The sequence below is a fragment of the Citrobacter sp. Cpo142 genome, from assembly GCF_030332425.1.
Taxonomy (GTDB): domain Bacteria; phylum Pseudomonadota; class Gammaproteobacteria; order Enterobacterales; family Enterobacteriaceae; genus Citrobacter; species Citrobacter portucalensis.
In genome coordinates, this window is sequence record NZ_JAOWHW010000113.1 from 378167 (window position 1) to 401461 (window position 23295).

The 23295-nt window shown below is 54.7% G+C and carries 18 protein-coding genes; 9 read left to right on the forward strand and 9 right to left on the reverse strand.

The window, feature by feature from the left end; all coding sequences use genetic code 11:
- The first annotated feature begins 7 nt into the window (after positions 1–7).
- Positions 8–2503: a fimbria/pilus outer membrane usher protein gene (locus tag OGY18_RS11575; protein WP_286553047.1), complete on the forward strand. Its 2496-nt coding sequence runs from the start codon at positions 8–10 to the stop codon at positions 2501–2503.
- Positions 2494–3576 carry a fimbrial protein gene (locus tag OGY18_RS11580; protein ID WP_149281462.1) on the forward strand — a complete coding sequence of 361 codons (1083 nt, stop codon included), beginning with the start codon at positions 2494–2496 and terminating at the stop codon, positions 3574–3576. Before OGY18_RS11575 ends, OGY18_RS11580 begins: the two co-directional genes overlap by 10 nt.
- A gap of 4 nt (positions 3577–3580) precedes the next feature.
- Here OGY18_RS11580 and hcaR read toward each other — a convergent pair whose 3' ends face one another.
- Positions 3581–4462, reverse strand: coding sequence for a DNA-binding transcriptional regulator HcaR (gene hcaR / locus OGY18_RS11585; RefSeq protein ID WP_003835264.1), 882 nt, complete (start codon positions 4460–4462; stop codon positions 3581–3583).
- Positions 4463–4597: 135 nt separating this feature from the next.
- Between hcaR and hcaE the strand changes: the two genes are divergently transcribed.
- The 5 genes from hcaE to hcaD are packed head-to-tail and all read left to right on the forward strand — an operon-like array spanning position 4598 to position 8815.
- The gene (hcaE, locus tag OGY18_RS11590) at positions 4598–5959 is read left to right on the forward strand and encodes a 3-phenylpropionate/cinnamic acid dioxygenase subunit alpha (protein WP_286553051.1); all 1362 of its coding nucleotides are present in this window, start codon (positions 4598–4600) and stop codon (positions 5957–5959) included.
- A complete protein-coding gene (hcaF, locus tag OGY18_RS11595) occupies positions 5956–6474 on the forward strand; it encodes a 3-phenylpropionate/cinnamic acid dioxygenase subunit beta (protein ID WP_032944241.1) in 519 nt (172 codons plus the stop codon). Before hcaE ends, hcaF begins: the two co-directional genes overlap by 4 nt.
- On the forward strand, positions 6474–6794 hold the full coding sequence (hcaC, locus tag OGY18_RS11600; protein WP_003835270.1) for a 3-phenylpropionate/cinnamic acid dioxygenase ferredoxin subunit: 321 nt from the start codon (positions 6474–6476) through the stop codon (positions 6792–6794). The genes hcaF and hcaC overlap by 1 nt, the downstream gene beginning before the upstream one ends.
- The gene (gene hcaB, locus OGY18_RS11605; RefSeq protein ID WP_286553055.1) at positions 6791–7603 is read left to right on the forward strand and encodes a 3-phenylpropionate-dihydrodiol/cinnamic acid-dihydrodiol dehydrogenase; all 813 of its coding nucleotides are present in this window, start codon (positions 6791–6793) and stop codon (positions 7601–7603) included. Before hcaC ends, hcaB begins: the two co-directional genes overlap by 4 nt.
- Before the next feature lie 9 nt (positions 7604–7612).
- On the forward strand, positions 7613–8815 hold the full coding sequence (hcaD, locus tag OGY18_RS11610; protein ID WP_286553057.1) for a phenylpropionate dioxygenase ferredoxin reductase subunit: 1203 nt from the start codon (positions 7613–7615) through the stop codon (positions 8813–8815).
- 92 nt (positions 8816–8907) lie between these two features.
- Here hcaD and glyA read toward each other — a convergent pair whose 3' ends face one another.
- Positions 8908–10161 (reverse strand): serine hydroxymethyltransferase, encoded by a 1254-nt coding sequence (glyA, locus tag OGY18_RS11615; RefSeq protein ID WP_003835277.1) that lies wholly within the window; start codon positions 10159–10161, stop codon positions 8908–8910.
- Positions 10162–10486: 325 nt separating this feature from the next.
- Between glyA and hmpA the strand changes: the two genes are divergently transcribed.
- Positions 10487–11677, forward strand: a complete 1191-nt coding sequence (gene hmpA, locus OGY18_RS11620; protein ID WP_003835279.1) for an NO-inducible flavohemoprotein — start codon at positions 10487–10489, stop codon at positions 11675–11677.
- A gap of 101 nt (positions 11678–11778) precedes the next feature.
- On the opposite strand, the gene glnB is transcribed toward hmpA, so the two are convergent.
- The 5 genes from glnB to purL form a co-directional block, all read right to left on the reverse strand.
- Positions 11779–12117, reverse strand: a complete 339-nt coding sequence (glnB, locus tag OGY18_RS11625; protein WP_002914032.1) for a nitrogen regulatory protein P-II — start codon at positions 12115–12117, stop codon at positions 11779–11781.
- Between the two features lie 60 nt (positions 12118–12177).
- The gene (gene glrR, locus OGY18_RS11630; protein WP_304502732.1) at positions 12178–13512 is read right to left on the reverse strand and encodes a two-component system response regulator GlrR; all 1335 of its coding nucleotides are present in this window, start codon (positions 13510–13512) and stop codon (positions 12178–12180) included.
- Positions 13512–14255 carry a two-component system QseEF-associated lipoprotein QseG gene (qseG, locus tag OGY18_RS11635; protein ID WP_286553061.1) on the reverse strand — a complete coding sequence of 248 codons (744 nt, stop codon included), beginning with the start codon at positions 14253–14255 and terminating at the stop codon, positions 13512–13514. Before qseG ends, glrR begins: the two co-directional genes overlap by 1 nt.
- 22 nt (positions 14256–14277) lie before the next feature.
- Positions 14278–15708, reverse strand: coding sequence for a two component system sensor histidine kinase QseE/GlrK (gene qseE / locus OGY18_RS11640; RefSeq protein WP_286553084.1), 1431 nt, complete (start codon positions 15706–15708; stop codon positions 14278–14280).
- Positions 15709–16356: 648 nt separating this feature from the next.
- Positions 16357–20244 (reverse strand): phosphoribosylformylglycinamidine synthase, encoded by a 3888-nt coding sequence (purL, locus tag OGY18_RS11645; protein WP_148361631.1) that lies wholly within the window; start codon positions 20242–20244, stop codon positions 16357–16359.
- 257 nt (positions 20245–20501) lie between these two features.
- Between purL and mltF the strand changes: the two genes are divergently transcribed.
- Positions 20502–22052 carry a membrane-bound lytic murein transglycosylase MltF gene (gene mltF / locus OGY18_RS11650; RefSeq protein WP_063941923.1) on the forward strand — a complete coding sequence of 517 codons (1551 nt, stop codon included), beginning with the start codon at positions 20502–20504 and terminating at the stop codon, positions 22050–22052.
- 40 nt (positions 22053–22092) lie between these two features.
- On the opposite strand, the gene tadA is transcribed toward mltF, so the two are convergent.
- Positions 22093–22629, reverse strand: coding sequence for a tRNA adenosine(34) deaminase TadA (gene tadA / locus OGY18_RS11655; RefSeq protein ID WP_071845284.1), 537 nt, complete (start codon positions 22627–22629; stop codon positions 22093–22095).
- A gap of 28 nt (positions 22630–22657) precedes the next feature.
- Positions 22658–23293, reverse strand: a complete 636-nt coding sequence (gene yfhb / locus OGY18_RS11660; protein WP_048234700.1) for a phosphatidylglycerophosphatase C — start codon at positions 23291–23293, stop codon at positions 22658–22660.
- Between the last annotated feature and the right edge of the window lie 2 nt (positions 23294–23295).

Below are 23295 nucleotides of genomic sequence, written 5' to 3' on the forward strand. Positions count from 1 at the left end.
AAGCGATATGACGCAAAGAACGCCGAATTTATCAACCGTGAAGCCACTTGCCTTCTGGTTGCACTGCGCAATCGCCAGCGGATGCCTGGCCTCCGGCCATGCCTGGGCCGGTGACTTCTACTTTGACCCAACCCTTCTGGAAACGGAGAAAAGCGGCCAACAGGCGGTGGATCTGGCGGTATTTTCGCAGAATAACGCCCAGCTTCCCGGCGAATATATTGTTGATATTTATATTAACAACAAGAAAACCGGCCAGCGTAAGCTGCCGTTCGTTGCAGGTAAAGAACACCAGTTGATTCCTCAGTTCACCCTCGGGCAATTGCGTGAACTGGGCTTTAAAATCGACAACTATCCACAGTTGGCGGAGCAGGACAACGCCACGACGGTTGCCGACCTGACGCAGGCGATTCCCGGCAGCATCTCACAGTTTGATATCAACCACAGCCGACTGAATCTCAGCGTGCCGCAGATTGCCCTTTACCGTGACGCCCGCGGCTATGTAGATCCTGCTCGCTGGGACGACGGGATGCCGGTTTTGTTCACCAACTACAACTTTAGCGGTTCGCAAAACCAGTACGACAACGACAGCGATCGGCGCCAGTATCTGAATATGCAAAATGGCGCCAACATCGGCCCCTGGCGACTACGCAATTACTCGACCTGGGCGCACAGCGATAATGACACGCGTTGGGATAGCATTAATAGCTGGCTACAACGGGATATCAAAAGCCTGAAATCGCAGCTGGTGATAGGCGAGAGCGCCACCGAAGGCACGGTGTTCTCCAGCTATCAGTTTACCGGCGTGCGGCTGTACTCTGATGAAACCATGCTACCCAACAGCCAGCGCGGTTTTGCGCCGACCATTCGCGGCATCGCCAACTCCAGCGCTATCGTTACGGTACGGCAAAACGGCTACATCCTGTATCAAAGCAACGTTCCGGCGGGGGCTTTTGAAATCAACGATCTCTACCCTTCGGCGTTCAGCGGCGACTTAGACGTCACTATCGAAGAAGCCGACGGCAGCATACGTCATTTCGTCCAGCCGTTCTCCGCGCTGCCGCAGATGCAAAGACCGGGTTATCTAAAATACAGCGTCACCGCGGGGCGCTTTCGCGCTGCCAGCTCGCAGGACAGCCACGAGCCGGAGTTCCTTGAAAGCACCGCCAGCTATGGTCTGAACAACGCGTTCACGCTTTACGGCGGCCTGAACGCCTCGCAGGACTACCGAGCGCTGGCGCTGGGCCTCGGCTCTACGCTTGGCGTTCTGGGAGCAGTATCGATGGACGTCAGCCGCGCGGACACTCAGCTTGATAACAATGAAAGCTATCATGGCTACAGCTGGCGCACCCAGTACATCAAAGACCTACCGGAAAGCGGCACCAGCGTGTCGCTAAGCTACTACCGCTACACCAGCAGCGGTTATTTCAACTTCTCCGACGCCAACCAGAAGGGTATCAACGGCGGCGATCACCTGCGCAATGAAGCTCAGTTCACTGTCAGCCAGACGTTGTTTTCTGGTATCAGTTTCTACGCCTCTGGCTCGCAGCAGGAGTACTGGGATCGCGAGCAGCAGGATAAAAACCTGTCCATTGGCCTGAACGGCAATCTGTGGGGCGTGAGCTATAACCTCAGCGGCCAGTTTACCGACTCACATGACAGCGACAACGACCGTACGCTGTCGCTCAGCCTGAGCGTGCCGTTGGATCGCTGGCTGTCGCATGCGCAGGCAACCTGGCGCACCACTGACCAGCGCGATCGCGCTACTCAGCACGAAGTGGGCATCAATGGCTCGCTGCTGGAAGACCGTCGGCTGACTTATAACCTGAAACAACGGCAAAGCGAAGGCGGCGATCCGGGCAGCAGCAGTCTGTACGGCAGCTACCGTTCTGCCTACGGCACCGTGAATGCCGGTTACGACTATAGCAGCGATAACCGCCAACTGAGCTACGGTCTCTCTGGTGGTATTGTCGCCCATCGTCACGGCGTGACCCTGTCGCAGTCGCTGGGCAATGCCTTTGCGCTGATTGACGCCAACGGCGCGGCAGGGATCCGGGTGAAAAATTACCCCGGCATCGCCACCGACTATTTTGGCTATGCCGTGATCCCCTATCTGACCGCGTATCAGGAAAACGCCATCTCTCTCGATACCACAATGATGCCGGATAACGTCGACGTCACCGAAACGGTGCGCACCGTAGTGCCTAATCGCGGTGCCGCCGTAACGGCACACTTTATTGCCCGGACCGGCTACCGCGTACTGCTGAAACTCACCGATGCGCGCGGAAAAGCACTGCCCTTCGGCGCCATCGCCAGCAGTCAGACGCAGCAGAGCATCGTCGATGAAGGTGGCGTGCTGTATATCACTGGTGTAAACAGCCAGCCGCAGATCTGGTCCGTACGCTGGGGTAATCAGCCAGATCAACAGTGCCAGTTTACCTTCAGCCTGCCGGAAGATTCTGCTCGCAACACCGCAATACAAAATGGGAACGCGCTATGTCAATAAAGAGTCTGTGGATGAAAAATGGGATTACCGCCGTGCTACTGGCGCTACCTATCACCCCGGTCTACGCGGTGAACGGGGCCTGCTCCGCGACGGGAAGCTTTAACGTCAATATAGCCAGCGACTGGACGCAAGCACAGAACGTTGCGGGAACCTCGCTGGAACTGCCAACGCCGCTCTCAGGCAATGCTTATCAAATCGATTGCAGCTGTAGCGCGGGTAGCAAAGTGGCGTTGTACTATACGGTCACCAGCGCGCTATCTAAAAACGGTAAACTCAGCGGCTTTTACCAGTTGAATGATAATCTGGATATTAAAACTGAAGTTGATGACATTCCTGGGAAGACGGCGGTCACGCCGCTGAACACTAAACCTATCCAGGAAAGTGGCTCTTACAGCCCCAGCAGCAGCAAAGGTAGCGTGTGCACGCCTGACCCAGCGGAGATCCGCGCCGCGCCGGTAACCATTGGCGCGAGCACCCGTTTTACGCTGTACGTCACCAAACCCTTCCTGGGGGAACTGGTAATTCCAGACACCCTGGTCGCCTCAGTACAGGCCGGATGGACCAGTTCGTCCACCCCACCATCGGTGAGCAGCATGGAAGATATCGCCGAACTGCGCATCCAGGGGAGCATCACCGTGCCCCAGGATTGTAAAATCAACCAGGGCGACGTGATTCAGGTCGATCTCGGTTTTATCAACGCCAACCGTTTCACCACCAAGGACCAGATGCCGGACGGCTATACACCGGTCAATTTTGACATTCACTATGACTGCGGTGATACCTCAACCATCAAAAATAGCATGGAAATGAGGATTGATGCTGATGATGTGATTGAGCAGTACACGTTAGTCGCCCGCCGCCAGGAAGCCAATAACGTCCCGGACATCGGTGTGAGAATGGCCCGTATCGACGGGACCCATGTCAATGTCCCGTTCACAAATGGATTGATCAATATCGATCCTTCCGGCAAGGGAGTAATCAACCTGGAAGCCTGGCCGATTAATATGCTCGGCGGCACGCCCGCGCCGGGGAAATTTAGCGGTACCGCGACCATCACCGTTCTCGTGAAATAATGGCTCACAACATCGGCTGGCGCTGAGCCAGTTCGATAAAATGCTGCAGGGCGGGCTTTAGCTCGCCTTTTTTCCACGCCATCAACAGCGCAATGGTCGGAACATCGCCAACAATAGGACGGAAAACCACCTGTCCGGTATTAAAATTATTCATATAACCGGGTATCAAAGTCACCCCCAGCCCCATGCCGACCAGGTTCATGGTCACCAGAATGTTGGTTGCCACCTGCACAATGTTGGGCTGGCTTTTTTGTCGCTGAAACCAGTTTTTGACAATCATCGCTAACGCGCCGGAGTAGGCCGGATCGGTACTGACAAAATTCACGCCGTGTAGTTGTTCTGCGGAGATTGCTTGCTCATTCGCTAACGGATGATTCACCGGTAAAACCACTACTAACGGCTCATGAATCAGCTCCAGATAATCGAGATCCGGGCTGTACACCGGGTGGCGCATTAAGCCCACATCCAGCTCTCCACTCAGGATCTTCTCTTCCTGTTCAGTGGTGATCAGACTCACCAGCTCAATGTGCGTATCAGGCTGTTTTAAACGAAACAAAGGCAGCACCTTCGGCAGCAGATTTACCTCTGCGGAAGGGACAAAACCGATGGCGAAATGATTATCTTCCTGCACCGTTTTACGGGCACGAACTTTGGCGTTTTCCGCCTGTTCGAGGATCGCCAGCGCATCTTGTAAAAAGCACTCTCCCGCCGCCGTCAGCGCAACTTTTCGTTTATCCCGCACCAACAATGGAACGCCCACGCACGTTTCCAGATCGCGGATCTGGCTGCTTAACGACGGCTGAGAGGTATGCAGCTTTTCTGCCGCTCGGGTGAAATTCAGCGCCTGCGCCACCGCTACGAAATAGCGTAAGTGCCTCAGTTCCATGCCCTTCTCCTTGTTATCGAAAAAATGTCTCAACTGGTAGAAATTTACTATTTCACAGATTGATAACTAAACAGCAACATCCTTAGGGTACAAAAAAAGAAGGTCAATACATCTTAGCTTTCAGGATTAAAAAATATGACCACACCCTCAAATTTAGACATCTACCAACTGATCGATACGCAAAACGGTCGCGTAACCCCACGAATTTATACCGACCCTGAAATTTACCAACTGGAGCTGGAACGCATCTTCGGACGCTGCTGGTTATTTCTCGCCCACGAAAGCCAAATCCCCAAACCCGGTGATTTTTTTAACACCTACATGGGCGAGGATGCAGTTGTGGTGGTTCGCCAGAAAGACGGCAGCATCAAAGCGTTTCTCAACCAGTGTCGCCACCGCGCAATGCGCGTCAGCTACGCCGACTGCGGTAATACCCGCGCCTTCACCTGCCCGTATCACGGCTGGTCGTACGGCATTAACGGCGAGCTGATCGACGTCCCGCTGGAACCGCGCGCCTACCCGCAAGGGCTGTGCAAATCGCACTGGGGGCTGAACGAAGTTCCTGGCGTAGAGAGCTACAAGGGACTGATTTTCGGCAACTGGGATACCTCCGCGCCTGCGCTGCGCGATTATCTCGGCGACATCGCCTGGTATCTCGACGGTGTGCTGGATCGTCGTGAAGGCGGCACCGAAATCGTCGGTGGCGTACAAAAGTGGACCATCGATTGTAACTGGAAATTCCCCGCCGAACAGTTTGCCAGCGACCAGTATCACGCGCTGTTCAGCCATGCCTCGGCCGTGCAGGTGCTGGGGGCAAAAGACGACGGCAGCGATAAACGCCTGGGAGACGGACAAACCGCCCGTCCGGTGTGGGAAACCGCCAAAGACGCACTACAGTTCGGTCAGGATGGGCACGGTAGCGGATTTTTCTTTACCGAAAATCCTGATGCCAATGTCTGGGTCGACGGCGAAGTCTCCAGCTACTACCGTGACACCTACGCGGAAGCCGAGCAGCGTCTGGGTAAAGTTCGCGCCCTGCGTCTGGCCGGTCACAACAACATTTTCCCAACGCTTTCCTGGCTCAACGGTACTGCCACCTTAAGGGTCTGGCATCCGCGCGGGCCGGATCAAGTTGAAGTGTGGGCATTCTGTATTACCGATAAAGCCGCCTCTGATGAAGTGAAAGCCGCGTTTGAAAACAGCGCAACGCGGGCTTTTGGCCCCGCCGGATTCCTGGAGCAGGACGACTCGGAAAACTGGTGTGAAATACAAAAACTGTTGAAGGGTCATCGCGCACGCAACACCAGGTTGTGTCTGGAAATGGGGCTTGGCCAGGAGAAACGTCGTGAAGACAGCATTCCGGGGATCACCAACTACATCTTTTCGGAAACCGCCGCGCGCGGCATGTATCAGCGCTGGGCCGATTTGCTCAGCAGCGAAAGCTGGGAGGAAGTGCAGGAGAAAACCGCAGCTTACCAGCAGGAGGTGATGAAATGAGTACCTTAGTTTCTCAGGAACTACACCATCGCATTACACAGTTTCTCTACCATGAAGCCAGCCTGCTGGATGACTGGAAGTTTCGTGACTGGCTGGCACAACTGGATGAAGACATTCGCTACACCATGCGTACGACGGTCAATGCCCAGACGCGCGATCGTCGCAAAGGCGTGCAGCCGCCGACCACCTGGATTTTCAACGACAACAAAGACCAGCTCGAACGTCGTATCGCGCGCCTGGAAACCGGCATGGCCTGGGCGGAAGAGCCACCGTCGCGTACCCGGCACCTGATCAGCAACTGCCAGGTCAGTGAAACTGGAGTTCCCGACGTCTTTGCCGTGCGCCTTAATTATCTGCTGTATCGCGCGCAAAAAGAGCGCGATGAAACCTTTTACGTCGGCATGCGCATAGACAAAGTGCGCCGTTTGCCGGGCGATGAGTGGCGCTTACTGGAGCGTGAGATCGTGCTGGATCAAGCGGTGATCACCTCCCATAACCTGAGTGTACTGTTCTGATGAGTCGTGTTTATGCCTGCCCCGTAGGGGATTTGCCGGAGGGTGAAGCGCTCCGGCTTGATACTTCGCCCGTCATCGCGCTGTTCAACGTTGGCGGCGAGTTCTATGCCATTAACGATCGCTGTAGCCACGGTAACGCCTCGATGTCGGAAGGCTATCTGGAAGACGACGCTACGGTGGAATGCCCGCTGCATGCCGCCAGTTTTTGCCTGAGAACCGGCAAGGCGTTGTGTCTACCCGCCACCGATCCGCTAACCACCTACGCAGTATATGTGGACGGTAGCGATGTGTTTGTTGATATTCCAGAGGACGCAAGATGAGCGATTTACGCGATAACGTGGTATTTATCACCGGCGGCGGCTCCGGTCTTGGCCTGGCGCTGGTCGAGCGTTTCATCGAGGAAGGTGCGCGGGTCGCCACGCTGGAGCTGTCGCCAGCTAAAGTTGCCAGCCTGCGTCAGCGCTTTGGCGAACATGTGCTGGCAATCGAAGGCAACGTCACCTGCTACGCCGACTATCAGCGCGCGGTAGATCAAATCCTGACGCATTACGGTACGCTGGACTGTTTTATCGGAAATGCGGGGATATGGGATCACAACGCCTCGTTGGTCAATACGCCTGCGGATGCGCTGGAGAGCGGCTTTCATGAGCTGTTTAACGTCAACGTGCTGGGCTATCTGCTGGGCGCAAAAGCCTGTGCCCCTGCACTTATCGCCAGCGAAGGCAGCATCATCTTTACCCTGTCCAATGCGTCGTGGTATCCCGGCGGCGGCGGCCCGCTGTATACCGCCAGCAAACATGCGGCTACCGGGCTGATTCGCCAGCTGGCATACGAGCTGGCACCAAAGGTTCGTGTTAACGGTGTCGGTCCATGCGGTATGGCGACAGATCTACGCGGCCCGCAGGCGCTGGGACAAAACGATACATCGATTATGCAGTCGCTGACGCCGGAAAAAATCGCCGCTATTTTGCCACTACAGTTTTTCCCGGAGCCGGCGGATTTTACCGGCCCGTATGTGATGCTGGCGTCAAGGCGTAACAACCGCACATTGAGCGGCGTGATGATCAATGCCGACGCCGGTCTGGGTATTCGCGGTATTCGTCACGTCGCCGCCGGACTGGATCTCTGAGGAGGCGTTATGAACCCAAAAACTATCGCTATCGTCGGCGGCGGTCAGTCGGCAGCTATGGCTGCCGCTGCACTGCGCCAACAAGGATTTGACGGCGAATTACACCTGTTTTCCGATGAGCAACATCTGCCCTATGAACGCCCACCGCTCTCCAAAGCGATGCTACTGGACGATAATCCGCAACTTCAGCCGATACTCCCCGCTGACTGGTGGCGGGAACACAACGTACAGCTGCATCTGGGGGTTACTGTGCGGACGCTCGGCCGCCAAACGCATCAGTTGGTGCTGGCTAATGGGCAGAGTTATCCATGGGATCGGCTACTGATTGCGACGGGCGCTGCGGCACGCCCCCTTCCGCAACTGGATAAGCTGGGCGATCGTTGCTTCACCCTGCGCCACGCGGGCGATGCCGAGCGCCTGCGCGACAATTTATTGCCGGGCAAGTCGATTGTCATTGTCGGTGCGGGCACCATTGGTCTGGAACTGGCGGCCAGCGCGACTCAACGTGGCTGTCAGGTGACGGTGGTGGAGCTGGCGCCAACGGTCATGGGCCGCAACGCGCCTGCTCCGGTGCGCGACTATCTGCTAGCCCGCCACCAACTTGCGGGCGTGCGAGTACTGCTTAACAGCACTATTGAGCATGTCGAAGCAGGAGAGTGTCTCTCGCTCACGCTACAAAACGGCGAAACTCTCACTGCTGATGCGGTGATCTATGGCATCGGTATCGTGGCGAACGATATACTGGCCCGCGAAGCGGGGCTGGAGACGGCGAACGGCATTATCGTTGATACCGCCTGCACCACCTCCGATCCCGCGATTTTCGCCGCCGGTGACGTAGCGATAACGCGCCAGGCTGACGGTTCGTTAGTACGCGTCGAAAGCTGGGAAAACGCCAATTTTCAGGCACAGGTTGCCACCGCCGCGATGCTCAATCAACCGCAGCCAGCAGCAACGCCGGGCTGGTTCTGGACCGATCAATATCGCGATAATTTGCAGTTTATTGGCGAAATGCAGGGGGACAGCTGGCTCATACGCGGCAATTCAGATGCGCAGAGAGCAATATGGTTTAACCTACAGGATGGCGTGATTGTCGGCGCAGTAACGTTGAATCAGGGCCGAGAAATACGTTTATTGAGAAAATGGATTCAGGCAAAGAAAAAGCCGCCAGTGGCGGCTTTAATCGATGAAACAATCTTGCTTAAGTCAATATAACTGCCGGATGGCACTTCGTTTATCTGGCCTACATGTGAGTTACCTGTAGGCCGGATAAGATGTTTACACCACCATCTGGCAATCCGTATTACTTACGCGTAAACCGGGAAACGTGCACAGATATCCAGCACTTTACCTTTGACGCGCTCGATAACAGCTTCGTCATTGATGTTGTCCAGAACGTCACACATCCAGCCAGCCAGCTCTTTCACTTCAGCTTCTTTAAAGCCACGGCGAGTCACAGCCGGAGAACCGATACGGATACCGGAAGTCACAAACGGGCTCTTCGGATCGTTCGGTACGCTGTTTTTGTTAACAGTGATGTTAGCACGGCCCAGCGCGGCGTCAGCTTCTTTACCGGTCAGGTTTTTATCAACCAGATCCAGCAGGAACAGGTGGTTTTCAGTACCGCCAGAAACCACTTTGTAGCCACGGTTCAGGAACACTTCCACCATCGCTTTGGCGTTTTTGGCAACCTGCTGTTGGTAAACCTTGAACTCAGGCTCCATCGCTTCTTTCAGCGCCACAGCTTTCGCCGCGATCACGTGCATCAGCGGGCCGCCCTGCGCGCTTGGGAACACAGCGGAGTTCAGTTTTTTGTACAGCTCTTCGTCACCGCCTTTCGCCAGGATCAGGCCACCGCGCGGACCCGCCAGGGTTTTGTGGGTAGTGGTGGTCACAACGTGTGCGTGTGGAACCGGGTTCGGATAAACGCCCGCGGCAATCAGACCCGCAACGTGCGCCATATCGACGAACAGGTATGCACCGATGCTGTCGGCGATTTCGCGCATTTTTGCCCAGTCAACAACGCCGGAGTATGCAGAGAAGCCGCCGATGATCATCTTCGGTTTGTGCTCTTTGGCCTGCTTAGCCATGTCTTCGTAGTCAATTTTGCCGGACTCATCAATACCGTAAGGGATGATGTTGTACAGTTTGCCGGAGAAGTTAACCGGGGAGCCGTGAGTCAGGTGGCCGCCTTGTGCCAGGTTCATACCCAGAACGGTATCGCCCGGTTGCAGCAGAGCGGTATAAACAGCGAAGTTAGCCTGAGAACCAGAGTGCGGCTGGACGTTGGCGTAGTCAGCGCCAAACAGCTCTTTTGCACGATCGATAGCCAGTTGCTCAACGATATCAACGTACTCGCAACCGCCGTAGTAGCGCTTGCCCGGATAACCTTCAGCGTATTTGTTGGTCAGCTGAGAACCCTGCGCCTGCATAACACGCGGGCTGGTGTAGTTTTCGGAGGCGATCAGTTCGATGTGCTCTTCCTGACGTACTTTTTCCTGCTCCATAGCCTGCCACAGTTCGGCATCATAATCGGCAATGTTCATTTCACGCTTTAACATCCGCATCTCCTGACTCAGCTAACAATAGAATTTCGGCCTAAAAAGGCAGTCCCTAGGACTTCGGCCAACAGTATAACCGAATCATTCTTCGATAACAGGTCTTGACAAAGGATTTTACGCAAACGATTACCTTCACGGCACGCAAGGCTTTGGAGAACAAAGGTCTGCTGAATTTCAACGGATTTCTTTTCAGGTTTGTGATGCAGATTTTTCACGATGTAACCTTTACAACGCAAAGTTACAAAGAACCATTTACAATGCAGGGGTATTTTTTATAAGATGTATTTGACATACATCATTAAAGTCTCAGATAAAGGAAGACCGTATGCTTGACGCACAAACCATCGCTACAGTGAAAGCCACCATCCCCCTGCTGGTTGAAACAGGCCCGAAGCTGACCGCCCATTTCTACGACCGCATGTTTACGCATAACCCAGAGCTGAAAGAAATCTTCAACATGAGTAATCAGCGTAATGGCGATCAGCGTGAAGCGCTGTTTAATGCTATTGCCGCGTATGCCAGCAATATCGAAAATCTGGCGGCACTGTTGCCGGCTGTTGAGAAAATCGCACAGAAGCATACCAGCTTCCAGATTAAACCCGAGCAGTACAACATCGTAGGTGGCCATTTGCTGGCAACGCTGGACGAAATGTTCAGCCCAGGCCAGGAAGTTCTGGATGCATGGGGCAAAGCATACGGCGTTCTGGCGAACGTTTTCATCAACCGTGAAGCGCAAATCTACAGCGAAAATGCCAATAAAAATGGCGGCTGGGAAGGTACCCGTCCTTTCCGCATCGTGGCAAAAACCCCACGCAGTGCACTTATCACCAGCTTTGAATTTGAACCTGTCGATGGTGGCGCAGTGGCTGAATATCATCCGGGGCAATACCTGGGCGTCTGGTTAAAGCCGGAAGGTTTCCCGCATCAGGAAATTCGTCAGTACTCACTGACCCGTAAACCCGATGGCAAAGGCTACCGTATTGCGGTTAAGCGTGAAGACGGTGGTCAGGTTTCAACCTGGCTGCACAACCATGCGAATGTTGGCGACGTGGTTCACCTGGCCGCACCTGCGGGCGATTTCTTTATGGACGTCGCGACCGACACCCCGGTATCTCTGATCTCCGCGGGCGTGGGACAAACCCCAATGCTGGCGATGCTGGATACGCTGGCAAAAGCGAAGCATACGGCGCAGGTTAACTGGTTCCACGCGGCAGAAAATGGTGACGTGCATGCCTTCGCTGATGAAGTCAATGAACTCGGCAAAACGCTGCCACGCTTTAGCGCACACACTTGGTATCGTGAGCCAACCGAAGTCGATCGCGCGAAAGGTGCGTTTGATAGCGTAGGTCTGATGGATTTGAACAAACTGGAAAGCGCAATCAGCGATCCGGCGATGCAGTTTTATCTGTGCGGTCCGGTTGGTTTCATGCAGTTCGCCGCGAAGCAGCTGGTCGGTCTGGGCGTGAAAAACGAGAACATTCATTACGAATGCTTCGGTCCGCACAAAGTCTTGTAATGTGTTACGCGAGTAGGCCGGATAAGGCGTTTACGCCGCCATCCGGCAATCACTCTACCTGATGCGCTACGTTTATCAGGCCTACAAATTAACGGCGCGGCTTAGATTGCCGCGTCGTCTTCTTCACCGGTACGAATACGAATAACGCGTGCCACGTCGAAGACAAAAATCTTACCGTCGCCGATCTTGCCGGTCTGGGCAGTACGAATAATGGTGTCGACGCAGGTATCGACGATGTCGTCGGTAACCACAATTTCAATTTTTACCTTCGGCAGAAAATCCACCATATATTCCGCGCCACGGTACAGCTCGGTATGGCCTTTCTGACGGCCAAAGCCTTTCACTTCTGTCACAGTCATACCGGTAATGCCGACTTCTGCCAGCGCTTCGCGGACATCGTCCAGCTTGAAGGGTTTAATAATCGCATCAATCTTTTTCATGCTATTCCTTGAAAAGGTCGCCTGTCTTTTGATCAAATAAAGCTAACATAATCCGCAGATTTATTCTTTGAAATCGTTTGCATCCAGCTCGTGCCGAGAAAGCAATTTATAGAATTCGGTGCGGTTGCGCCCCGCCATTCTTGCCGCATGGGTCACATTGCCCTTGGTGATTTGCAGCAGCTTACGCAGATAGTTGAGCTCAAACTGGTTACGCGCCTCAACAAAGGTCGGCAGCGCGGTGTTTTCCCCTTCCAGCGCCTGCTCCACCAGCGCGTCGCTGATCACCGGCGAAGAGGTCAACGCCACGCACTGCTCAATCACGTTGACCAGCTGACGCACGTTGCCCGGCCAGCTGGCGGTCATTAACCGCTTCATGGCATCGGTTGAAAAGGCGCGTACGAACGGTTTGTGACGTTCAGCGGACTGGCGCAGCAGATGGTTCGCCAGCAGCGGAATATCTTCCGTACGCTCGGCCAGCGCCGGGATCTTCAGGCTCACCACGTTGAGGCGATAGTACAAATCCTCGCGAAATTCGCCCCGAGCCATCGCTTTGGGTAAATCGCGGTGGGTCGCAGAAACGATCCGCACATCAATGTCGATATCGCGGTTACTGCCCAACGGTCTGACTTTTCGTTCCTGCAATACGCGCAGCAGTTTCACCTGTAACGGCGCAGGCATATCGCCAATCTCATCGAGAAACAGCGTGCCGCCTTCCGCGGCCTGAAACAGCCCTTCACGATTGCTCACCGCACCGGTAAAAGCCCCCCGTGCATGACCAAACAGTTCTGATTCCAGCAGTTGTTCCGGCAACGCACCGCAGTTAATGGCAATGAAAGGTTTTTGGCTGCGTGGGCTGGCGTTGTGAATAGCCTGAGCGAAAACTTCTTTCCCGGTTCCGCTTTGGCCGTTAATCAAGACGCTAACGTCCGATTGCGCCACCATCCGCGCCTGTTCCAGCAGGCGTAGCATCAGCGGGCTGCGGGTAACGATAGATTCGCGCCAGCTGTCATCGGTGGCGGGCGCAGACTGTTCCAGCGCCCCGTCAATCGCGTGATATAACGCGTCCTTGTCGACTGGTTTAGTGAGGAAACTGAACACCCCTTGCTGGGTCGCCGCAACAGCGTCCGGGATGGAGCCGTGAGCGGTCAGGATAATCACCGGCATCCCAGGCTGTACTTTCTGGATTTCAGTAAACAGCTGCATGCCGTCCATTTCATCCATGCGCAGATCGCTAATAACCAGATCCACTTTTTCACGGTTCAGCACCCGTAACCCTTCCTGCCCACTTTCCGCGGTCACGACGCTGTAGCCTTCGCTGGTCAGTCGCATTCCAAGTAATTTCAACAGTCCCGGATCGTCATCCACCAGCAGCAGATGCGCGGGCTTACGGCTTATCATGGCGTAACCTCATCGGCAGACGGCGCTGCGCCTTCTTCGTTATCAGGCGTAGTGAGTTTATCGTTCCCGTGCAGCGCATCAGGATTGTAGTTACCGCCAGGTTTGCGCGTGGAAAGCTGGCGCTCAATATCGGTCAGATTCTCCAGCTTGCGGGTCGTGAGATCGAGCTGGGACTGCAAATGCTGCTGCTGTTGGCGCAGCGTATCGAGATCGCTGTCGGACGCCTGCTGGAGTTTACTGTAGCGCATACGCTCTTCGGCAAGCTGCAACTGCAACGTTTGGCTGCTGCGCCAGACCTGATACAGCGGGCGTACCTGCGGCGGAATTTGCGGGCTTAACGCATCGAGGCGCGTAACAGCCTCCCGCCTTTCAGGCGGCGTAATGTTGGCGTTCTCGAGCAGGATCCCACGCCTGAAAGCGCCCTGCCAGGTATCTGTCATCAGGGTGCTGGCTTCACTACGCGCCTGCACCGGCATCAGGCGATTGGCACAATCCATCGCCCTCAGCCAGTACAACGGATTGGTTTCTGTGGACTGGCCAGACAGCGACCAGATATCCGTACAGTCGGTTGCAAGGTAGTCTGCCAGTTGATTAGGCGGAATTTTCTCCTGCGAAGGATCGCCGATAATATGATTCACCGCGTTCGGGACACAACCAACCAGCGCCAGGCACGGCAGGCTTGCGAGGATGACGCGACGAAGAAAATGTCGTTTAAGCATTCGGACAACAACGTATGGCATACTCACCAGACTTAGGTTTATTTTAGTGATTTTTCGCAGCAGCTAGCGGCAGTTCTATGCGAAAACAAACGTTTTGCGCATGGTCATCAACCAGATACAGCTTGCCCCGCATACGGCGGATGCAATCTCTGGCAATGCTTAGCCCCAACCCGCTTCCTTTTACCGCCCCTTTTCGCTGATGACTCCCCTGGAAAAAAGGCTCGAAGATCATGGTCTGTTCTGCTTCTGGAATCGGTGTGCCGGTATTCATTACATCGATGTATACCGTTGAGCCATGCAAACTGCTGCGGATCCAAATGTTACCGGATTCAGCACCATAGTGCACCGCATTGGAATAAAGATTGTCCAGCACGCTCATCAACAGCATCGGTTCTGCCAGGCAGGTGTTCACCGCAAGCGCAACATCAGTATGTATCATTTTGGCGCGAGCGGGCAGGCTATGCGCAGAAACAACGCTTTCCACCAGCGGCGTGATTTCCACACTTTCAAGTTCCACCTCGTCATCAGCCAGCTTGCGGTTGTAATCAAGGAGTTGTTCAATCAGCTTTTGCAGGTTGCGGCTGCTGTCATCCAGAATACCGACCACCTCTTTTTGCTCCGCTGTTAACGGGCCAACCACCTGATCGGCCAACAATTCGGTACCTTCGCGCATGCTCGCCAGCGGTGTTTTCAGCTCATGGGAAAGATGGCGTAAAAACTGATGCCGTTGCGACTCAAGCCAGGAGAGGCGTTCGCTTAACCAGATGATACGCTGCCCCACGGATCTCAATTCCCGTGGCCCGGTAAATAATACGCTATCCCCCAGCGAGCGCCCTTCTCCCAGACAGTTGATCATCCGTTCAATGCCCTTCACCGGACCGATAATCATGCGGGTAAACAGCAAGACCATCGCCAGGCTGACGAGAAACAGCACCAGTGCCTGCCAGCCAAAAAACTGCCCACGTTCGGCTATTTCCTGCTGTAACTGCTGCCCACGAGAAAAGATCACGGTACGCGTCGCTTGCACCATCTCGGTATTGGCATTGGCGAATGCTTCCAGTCGTGCAGCCGACACACTGTCAGGACCACTGTTTTTACACTGCAACTGCGCGAGATCGTTAAGATCCTGACGCAACGCCTGGTAGAGCTTGGTATCCGGCAACACCCCCGCATGCGCATCCAGCATGTCGCTGTAGCGTTTACGCTGGCTTTGGTAGACCCTGGCCAATGTTGGGTCATCAAGCACGCAGTATTGCCGATAGCTGCGCTCCATCTCCAGCGCGACGTTGGTCATCGCCTCGCTGCGTCTGGCATCAATCAGCGTGGTGCGGTTGGTCAGCGCAGCCTGCGCGCTCAGGGCATTCAGACTTTGCCATGCCTGCCAGGCCAGAACTAACAACGGCAGCAGGATAAGCAAGAAGGCCAACGTCACCAATTGACGTAAAGATCGGGGAAAAACTGACCAGCGCCTCAAGGCGTTACTCTCAATGGACAGGAATAGATTGATGCTAACTGAGGGGAACGCCAGATACAACAAAGCCGGGATTAACCCGGCTTTGTTATAGAATAAGGCGGTGCCTAACTCGACGTTTCGCCCGGAGGTTGATATGAGCAATGCTAATATCAGATGTTGGACGGCAGGCACCTTGTTGTGCGTCATTCGAAGTTTATGTAGCACGTCCCGAAGGGGCTGACATAAGAAGGTGAATGAGCCACTGGTTAATATTATGCAGCATCTGTGCCAATATTCAAAACACTTTATTAACACAATGATAAGTATGAAAAATATTATTATTTTCACAAATAACAATTCTGGCTGTTTTTTGTTCTCTCTGTCGCCAACCAGCGACACTTGCAGCACTTAAAAACAAATCACTATTAAATCAAATAATTAAACGTCTCTTTTTGACGACACTACAACCCTGTCCATGTCGGCATTTCCCGACACTTTACTTTTAGGTGCAAGCGCTGAGTTTATTGCCGGATGGCGGCGTGAACGCCTTATCCGGCCTACAACCGCATTTTCCCTGTAGTCCTGATAAGCGTAGCGTCATCAGGCGGGTTCCATCCGGCAGACAAAAAAAGCCCCTCGTGAAGAGGGGCTTGATGACTATTGCGCGAATTAACCGAGCTGTTTACGCGCGTTGCGGAAAATACGCATCCACGGGCTATCCTCGCCCCAGTTTTCCGGGTGCCAGGAGTTACTCACGGTACGGAACACACGTTCCGGGTGCGGCATCATAATGGTGACGCGACCATTTTCAGTGGTCACTGCAGTAATACCGTTCGGCGAACCGTTCGGGTTAGCCGGATAGGTCTCGGTCACCTTACCGAAGTTATCAACATAGCGCAGCGCCACCAGACCTTTGCTCTCAAGCTGAGCCAGATGCGCATCGTCACGCACTTCCACACGACCTTCACCGTGAGAAACGGCAATCGGCATCATCGACCCCACCATATCGGCAAGCAGCAAAGACGGGCTTTGCGTCACTTCGACCAAGCTGAAGCGGGCTTCAAAGCGGTCAGAGTGGTTACGCACAAAGCGCGGCCACAGGTCACTTCCCGGGATCAGCTCACGCAGGTTAGACATCATCTGACAACCGTTACACACGCCGAGAGCCAGCGTTTGCGGGCGATGGAAGAAGGTTTCGAACTCATCACGGACGCGGTTGTTGAACAGAATCGACTTCGCCCAACCTTCCCCAGCGCCAAGCACATCGCCGTAAGAGAAACCGCCGCAGGCCACCAACGCCTGGAAATTACCCAGGCCGATACGTCCGCCCAGCAGGTCGCTCATGTGCACATCGATGGCGTCGAAACCCGCACGGTGGAAGGCGGCTGCCATCTCAACGTGGGAGTTCACACCCTGCTCACGCAGTACGGCCACTTTGGGACGCGCACCGGTGGCGATGTACGGAGCGGCAACATCTTCGTTGATATCAAACGACAGTTTAACGTTGAGACCAGGGTCCGCATCGTTAGTTTTAGCGTCGTGTTCCTGATCGGCACATTCCGGGTTGTCACGCAGACGCTGCATCTGCCAGGTGGTTTCCGCCCACCACATACGCAGGGTAGTACGGCTTTCGCTAAACACCGGCTGGTCGTTAGCGGTCAGGTTGAAGCGGTCGCCTTCAACGGCTTTACCGAGGAAGTGTACGCAGTCTGCCAGGCCGTGGGCAGCCAGAATCGCTTCCACCGCCTCACATTCAGCAGCACGAACCTGAATCACCGCGCCCAGTTCTTCGTTAAACAGCGCCGCCAGACGATCTTCACCCAGAGAGTGGATATCAGCGTCAATACCGCAGTGACCGGCGAAGGCCATTTCCGCCAGCGTAACCAGCAGACCGCCGTCAGAACGGTCATGATAGGCCAGCAGCTTACGCGCAGCGACCAGCGCCTGAATCGCATCGTAGAAGCCTTTCAGTTGCTCAACGTTACGCACGTCGGCAGGCTTATCACCCAGTTGACGGTAAACCTGCGCCAGCGACGTAGCGCCCAGCGCATTGTGACCAAGACCGAGGTCAATCAGCAGCAGGGCGTTGTCTTCAGTAGAGAGCTGCGGGGTAATGGTGTGGCGCACATCTTCCACGCGGGCAAAGGCGGTGATCACCAGCGACAGTGGCGAGGTCATTTCACGCTGCTCGTTACCTTCCTGCCAGCGGGTTTTCATCGACATAGAGTCTTTGCCCACTGGAATGGTCAGGCCGAGCGCCGGGCATAGCTCTTCCCCGACGGCTTTTACTGCTTCGTACAGGCCAGCATCTTCACCAGGGTGACCCGCAGCCGCCATCCAGTTTGCCGACAGCTTAATACGTTTGATGTCGCCAATCTGCGTTGCCGCAATGTTGGTCAGCGCTTCACCGACAGCCAGACGCGCAGAGGCAGAGAAGTCCAGTAGCGCAACCGGCGCGCGCTCGCCGATAGACATCGCTTCGCCGTAGTAGCTATCGAGGCTTGCGGTAGTGACCGCGCAGTTGGCGACCGGGATCTGCCATGGACCAACCATCTGGTCACGCGCAACCATGCCGGTAACGGTACGGTCACCGATGGTCACGAGGAACGTTTTCTCCGCGACAGTCGGCAGATGCAGCACGCGGTTAACCGCATCTGCAATCGAGATTTCGTCACGATTCAGGGCATCGCCTTTGGCTTTCAGCGTCTGCACATCGCGGGTCATTTTCGGTGTTTTACCCAGCAGCACATCGAGCGGCATGTCGATCGGCTGGTTGTCGAAGTGGCTGTCGCTCAAGGTCAGATGCTGTTCTTCGGTAGCTTCACCAATCACCGCATACGGCGCGCGCTCGCGCTTACACAGTTCGTCAAACAGCGGCAATTGATCGGCAGCAACCGCCAGCACGTAGCGTTCCTGGGATTCGTTACACCAGATTTCCAGCGGACTCATACCCGGCTCGTCGCTGAGGATATCGCGCAGCTGGAACTTACCGCCGCGACCGCCATCGCTTACCAGCTCCGGCATAGCGTTAGACAGTCCACCCGCGCCAACGTCATGGATAAACAGAATCGGGTTCGCATCACCCATCTGCCAGCAACGGTCGATAACTTCCTGGCAACGACGTTCCATTTCCGGGTTGTCACGCTGTACGGAAGCGAAATCAAGATCGGCATCAGACTGGCCGGAAGCCATAGAGGAGGCTGCCCCGCCGCCAAGACCGATGTTCATCGCCGGGCCGCCGAGGACGATAAGCTTAGCGCCAACGACGATCTCGCCCTTCTGTACGTGATCGGCACGGATGTTACCGATCCCGCCTGCCAGCATGATCGGTTTATGGTAACCGCGCAGCTCTTCGCCGTTGTGGCTGTTGACCTTTTCTTCATAGGTACGGAAGTAGCCGGTCAGCGCCGGACGACCAAATTCGTTGTTAAACGCTGCGCCGCCCAGCGGACCTTCGGTCATGATATCAAGCGCGGTAACAATACGGTCCGGCTTACCGAAGTCTTCTTCCCACGGCTGTTCAAAGCCAGGAATACGCAGGTTGGAAACGGAGAAACCCACCAGCCCGGCTTTCGGTTTTGCACCGCGACCTGTTGCGCCCTCGTCGCGGATTTCGCCGCCGGAGCCGGTTGCAGCACCTGGCCACGGAGAGATAGCCGTCGGGTGGTTGTGAGTTTCAACCTTCATCAGGATGTGGGCTGGTTCCTGATGGAAATCGTAGCGGCCGGTTTTGTGGTCGGCAAAATAGCGGCCCACTTCAGAGCCTTCCATTACCGCAGCGTTGTCTTTATAGGCAGACAGCACGTGGTCCGGCGTGGTTTCGAAGGTATTCTTGATCATCTTGAACAGCGACTTCGGCTGCTGTTTACCATCGATAACCCAGTCGGCGTTAAAAATCTTGTGGCGGCAGTGCTCAGAGTTGGCCTGCGCAAACATGTATAGTTCAATATCGTTCGGGTTACGTCCCAGTTTGGTGAACGCATCCTGCAGATAGTCAATTTCGTCTTCCGCCAGCGCCAGACCCAGACGCAGGTTAGCGTCGATCAGCGCCTGACGCCCCTCACCCAGTAGATCAACGCTGGAGACCGGCGCCGGTTGGTGATGGGCAAACAGTTTTTCGGCATCGTTCAGCGCAGAGAAAACCGTTTCCATCATGCGGTCGTGCAGTTCGTCGGCCACCATCTGCCATTGCTCAGCTGTCAGCGTAGAGGCTTCTACATACCAGGCAATGCCACGTTCCAGGCGGCTAATCTGGTGCAGACCGCAGTTGTGGGCAATATCAGTCGCTTTAGAAGACCACGGGGAGATGGTGCCAGGGCGAGGCGTAACCAGCAGCAGTTTGCCTTCCGGGGCGTGGCTTTGCAGAGCAGGACCATATTTCAGCAGGCGTGCAAGCTGCGCGTGCTCATCTTCATTTAACGGTGCATTCAGATCGGCAAAATGGACGTACTCGGCGTAAATGTTGTGGACCTGGAGGTTGGCAGCCTGAAAACGTGCCAGCAGTTTGTTAATACGGAATGCAGACAGTGCAGGTGAACCACGCAGAATTTCCATCATAAGTCTCTCGTCTTCTAAGCTTTCGGTGTGCCCAAGTGGGGGAAACGGGCGTCATTATAAAGAATCTACCGCGCCGACGAAACCGTTTGCGTCGAAATAAAATCACGACCGTCACTTATCATCAAATGCGGTCAGATTTCTGAATAAGTTGCCAACTGACGCAAGTTTAAGCAAAATGCCGTTCATTAATGACGACTTCACTTCTTAATCAACACCACAGCAGACAGAGACAACGTACGGTTCAGAGAATTAACTAATTGAAAAAATTAAAGATTAATTATCTGTTCATCGGCATATTGACGCTGTTGTTGGCAGCGGCCCTTTGGCCATCTATCCCCTGGTTCGGTAAAGCCGAAAATCGTATCGCCGCCATTCAGTCGCGGGGAGAGCTGCGCGTCAGTACCATTGATTCGCCATTAACTTACGCGACCCTCAACGGCAAAAAATTCGGTCTGGATTATGAACTGGCCCAGGAATTTGCCGACTACTTAGGCGTGAAGTTAAAAGTTACCGTACGCCAGAACATCAGCCAGCTTTTTGACGACCTGGATAACGGCAATGCCGACCTGTTAGCCGCAGGCCTGGTCTATAACAGCGAGCGGGTTAAAAATTACCAGCCCGGCCCGACCTATTATTCGGTTTCACAACAGCTGGTGTACCGGGTTGGGCAATACCGTCCGCGCACGCTTGCCACGGTGAACGAAAACCAGCTGACTATCGCCCCGGGGCACGTGGTAGTTAACGACCTCCAGCAGCTAAAAGAGAAAAAATTTCCCGATCTGAGCTGGAAAGTCGATGACAAAAAGGGCACCACCGAACTGCTTGATGATGTAATCGCCGGAAAGCTGGATTACACCATAGCCGATTCTGTCGCCATCAGCTTATATCAACGCGTGCATCCTGAGCTGGCCGTAGCGCTCGACGTCTCTGACGAACAACCGGTGACCTGGTTTAGTCGGCTGGACGATGACAACACGCTATCTGCCGCCCTACTGGATTTCTTCAACACCATGAATGAAGACGGTTCTCTGGCACGGCTGGAAGAGAAATATCTCGGGCATGGCGATGATTTTGACTATGTCGATACCCGCTCCTTTTTGCGCGCCGTAGACAGCGTGTTGCCGGACCTCAAGCCACTGTTTGAGAAATATGCGCAAGAGATAGACTGGCGACTGCTGGCCGCTATCTCATATCAGGAGTCACACTGGGATGCGCAGGCCACCTCTCCAACCGGCGTACGCGGGCTGATGATGCTGACCAAAAATACCGCTCAGAGTCTTGGGCTGACCGACCGTACCGATGCCGAACAAAGCATCAGCGGCGGCGCGCGATATTTGCAGGACATGATGAGCAAAGTACCGGATACCGTCCCCGAAGGAGAACGCATCTGGTTTGCGCTTGCAGCCTACAATATGGGTTATGCGCACATGCTGGACGCACGGGCGCTGACGGTGAAAACCAAAGGCAATCCGAACAGTTGGTCCGACGTAAAACAGCGACTACCGCTGCTTAGCCAAAAGCCGTATTACAATAAGTTGACCTATGGTTATGCGCGTGGGCATGAAGCCTACGCCTATGTGGAAAACATCCGTAAATACCAGATTAGCCTGGTGGGATATCTGCAAGAGAAAGAAAAACAGGCGCTAGAAACGCAGCAACTGGCGCAGGATTACCCGGCGGTGACGCCCGCAGAGCTAATAGGTAAAGATGAATTCCCGCTTTCGGCGTTTCTGTCTCAGACGTCGTCAAACTACCTGTCGCACTCGCCTTCCCTGCTGTTTTCACCGCAGAAAAAAGAGGGAAAGTAGTCCTGGTAGCCTGATAAGCGCAGCACCATCAGGCTGAGAGTTACTGATTAGCGGATTTTTTCAGGGCCTTAATTTCCTGCCGGCGCATGCGGAAGAAATCACTGAGCAGCGTGGCGCATTCATCCCGCAGTACCCCTTCGGTCACTTCAACCCGATGATTCATTCCAGGGTGATGCAGCACATCCATTAATGACCCGGCAGCCCCGGTTTTCGCATCGCGCGCGCCAAAAACGACCCGACCGATACGGCTGTGCACCATCGCGCCAGCGCACATCACGCACGGTTCCAGAGTGACGTACAGCGTGGCATCTAACAGGCGGTAGTTTTGCAGCACCAGGCCGCCCTGACGCAGCGCCATAATCTCAGCATGAGCAGTCGGATCATGATGACCTATCGGGCGGTTCCAGCCTTCGCCAATCACTCGGTTGTTATGTACCAATACCGCACCCACCGGGACTTCACGCTCATCCCAGGCGCGCTTAGCCAGCGTTAAAGCATGACGCATCCAGTATTCGTGGCTAAATTCAACATCTGACAAAGGGGTAACTCCAGTAATCAAAGCGGGCGCATTATACACGTCATACTTCAAATTGCATGTGCGTTGGCTATTCGAGTTGCTGAAGCTCTCCGCGCGGCGTGACGCGCCAGCGATGCTGGCAAAAAGAGAGCAGCGGATTGTCCTGATTACTGTCACTATAGCCACTGTAAAGCTGTAGCGGCGCGCCAATGTGGCGTTCCAGTTGTGTCACTTTCTCATGGCCCAGACAGCGCAGAGTCAGTACCCAGCCGCCGTATCCCCGCGCCATTTTGCTGGCAATCAGATTGACTCGCGGTAGCCATGGAGTATCAAAGTAAACCTGCTCGACCAGTGACTGTGGAGAGCCGGTAATAAGCCAGATATCAGCGTCAGAGCTTAACAGGTAGGTTGTCAGCCGCTGCTGCACGAGCGGAAACGCCGTCACGTTACTGCGAAACCAGCGCACAAAGTCGGCCTGATGCGCTTTCAGACGCGCCTCGCTGCGGCCAAAAGTGCATCCCCATAACAGCAGGCTCATTGGCCAGCGGGCGGCACGTCCTTTTATCAGCAACGCCAGCGCAATCACCGGTAACAGAGGCAGCACAAGCAACGCGTTCAGCGGCTGGCGACGCAGCAGATAACGAATAAAACTACCGAACATATCCTGCTGGTGTAACGTGCCATCCAAATCAAAAAAGACAACGCGGCGCTGGTGATTGGTCAAAC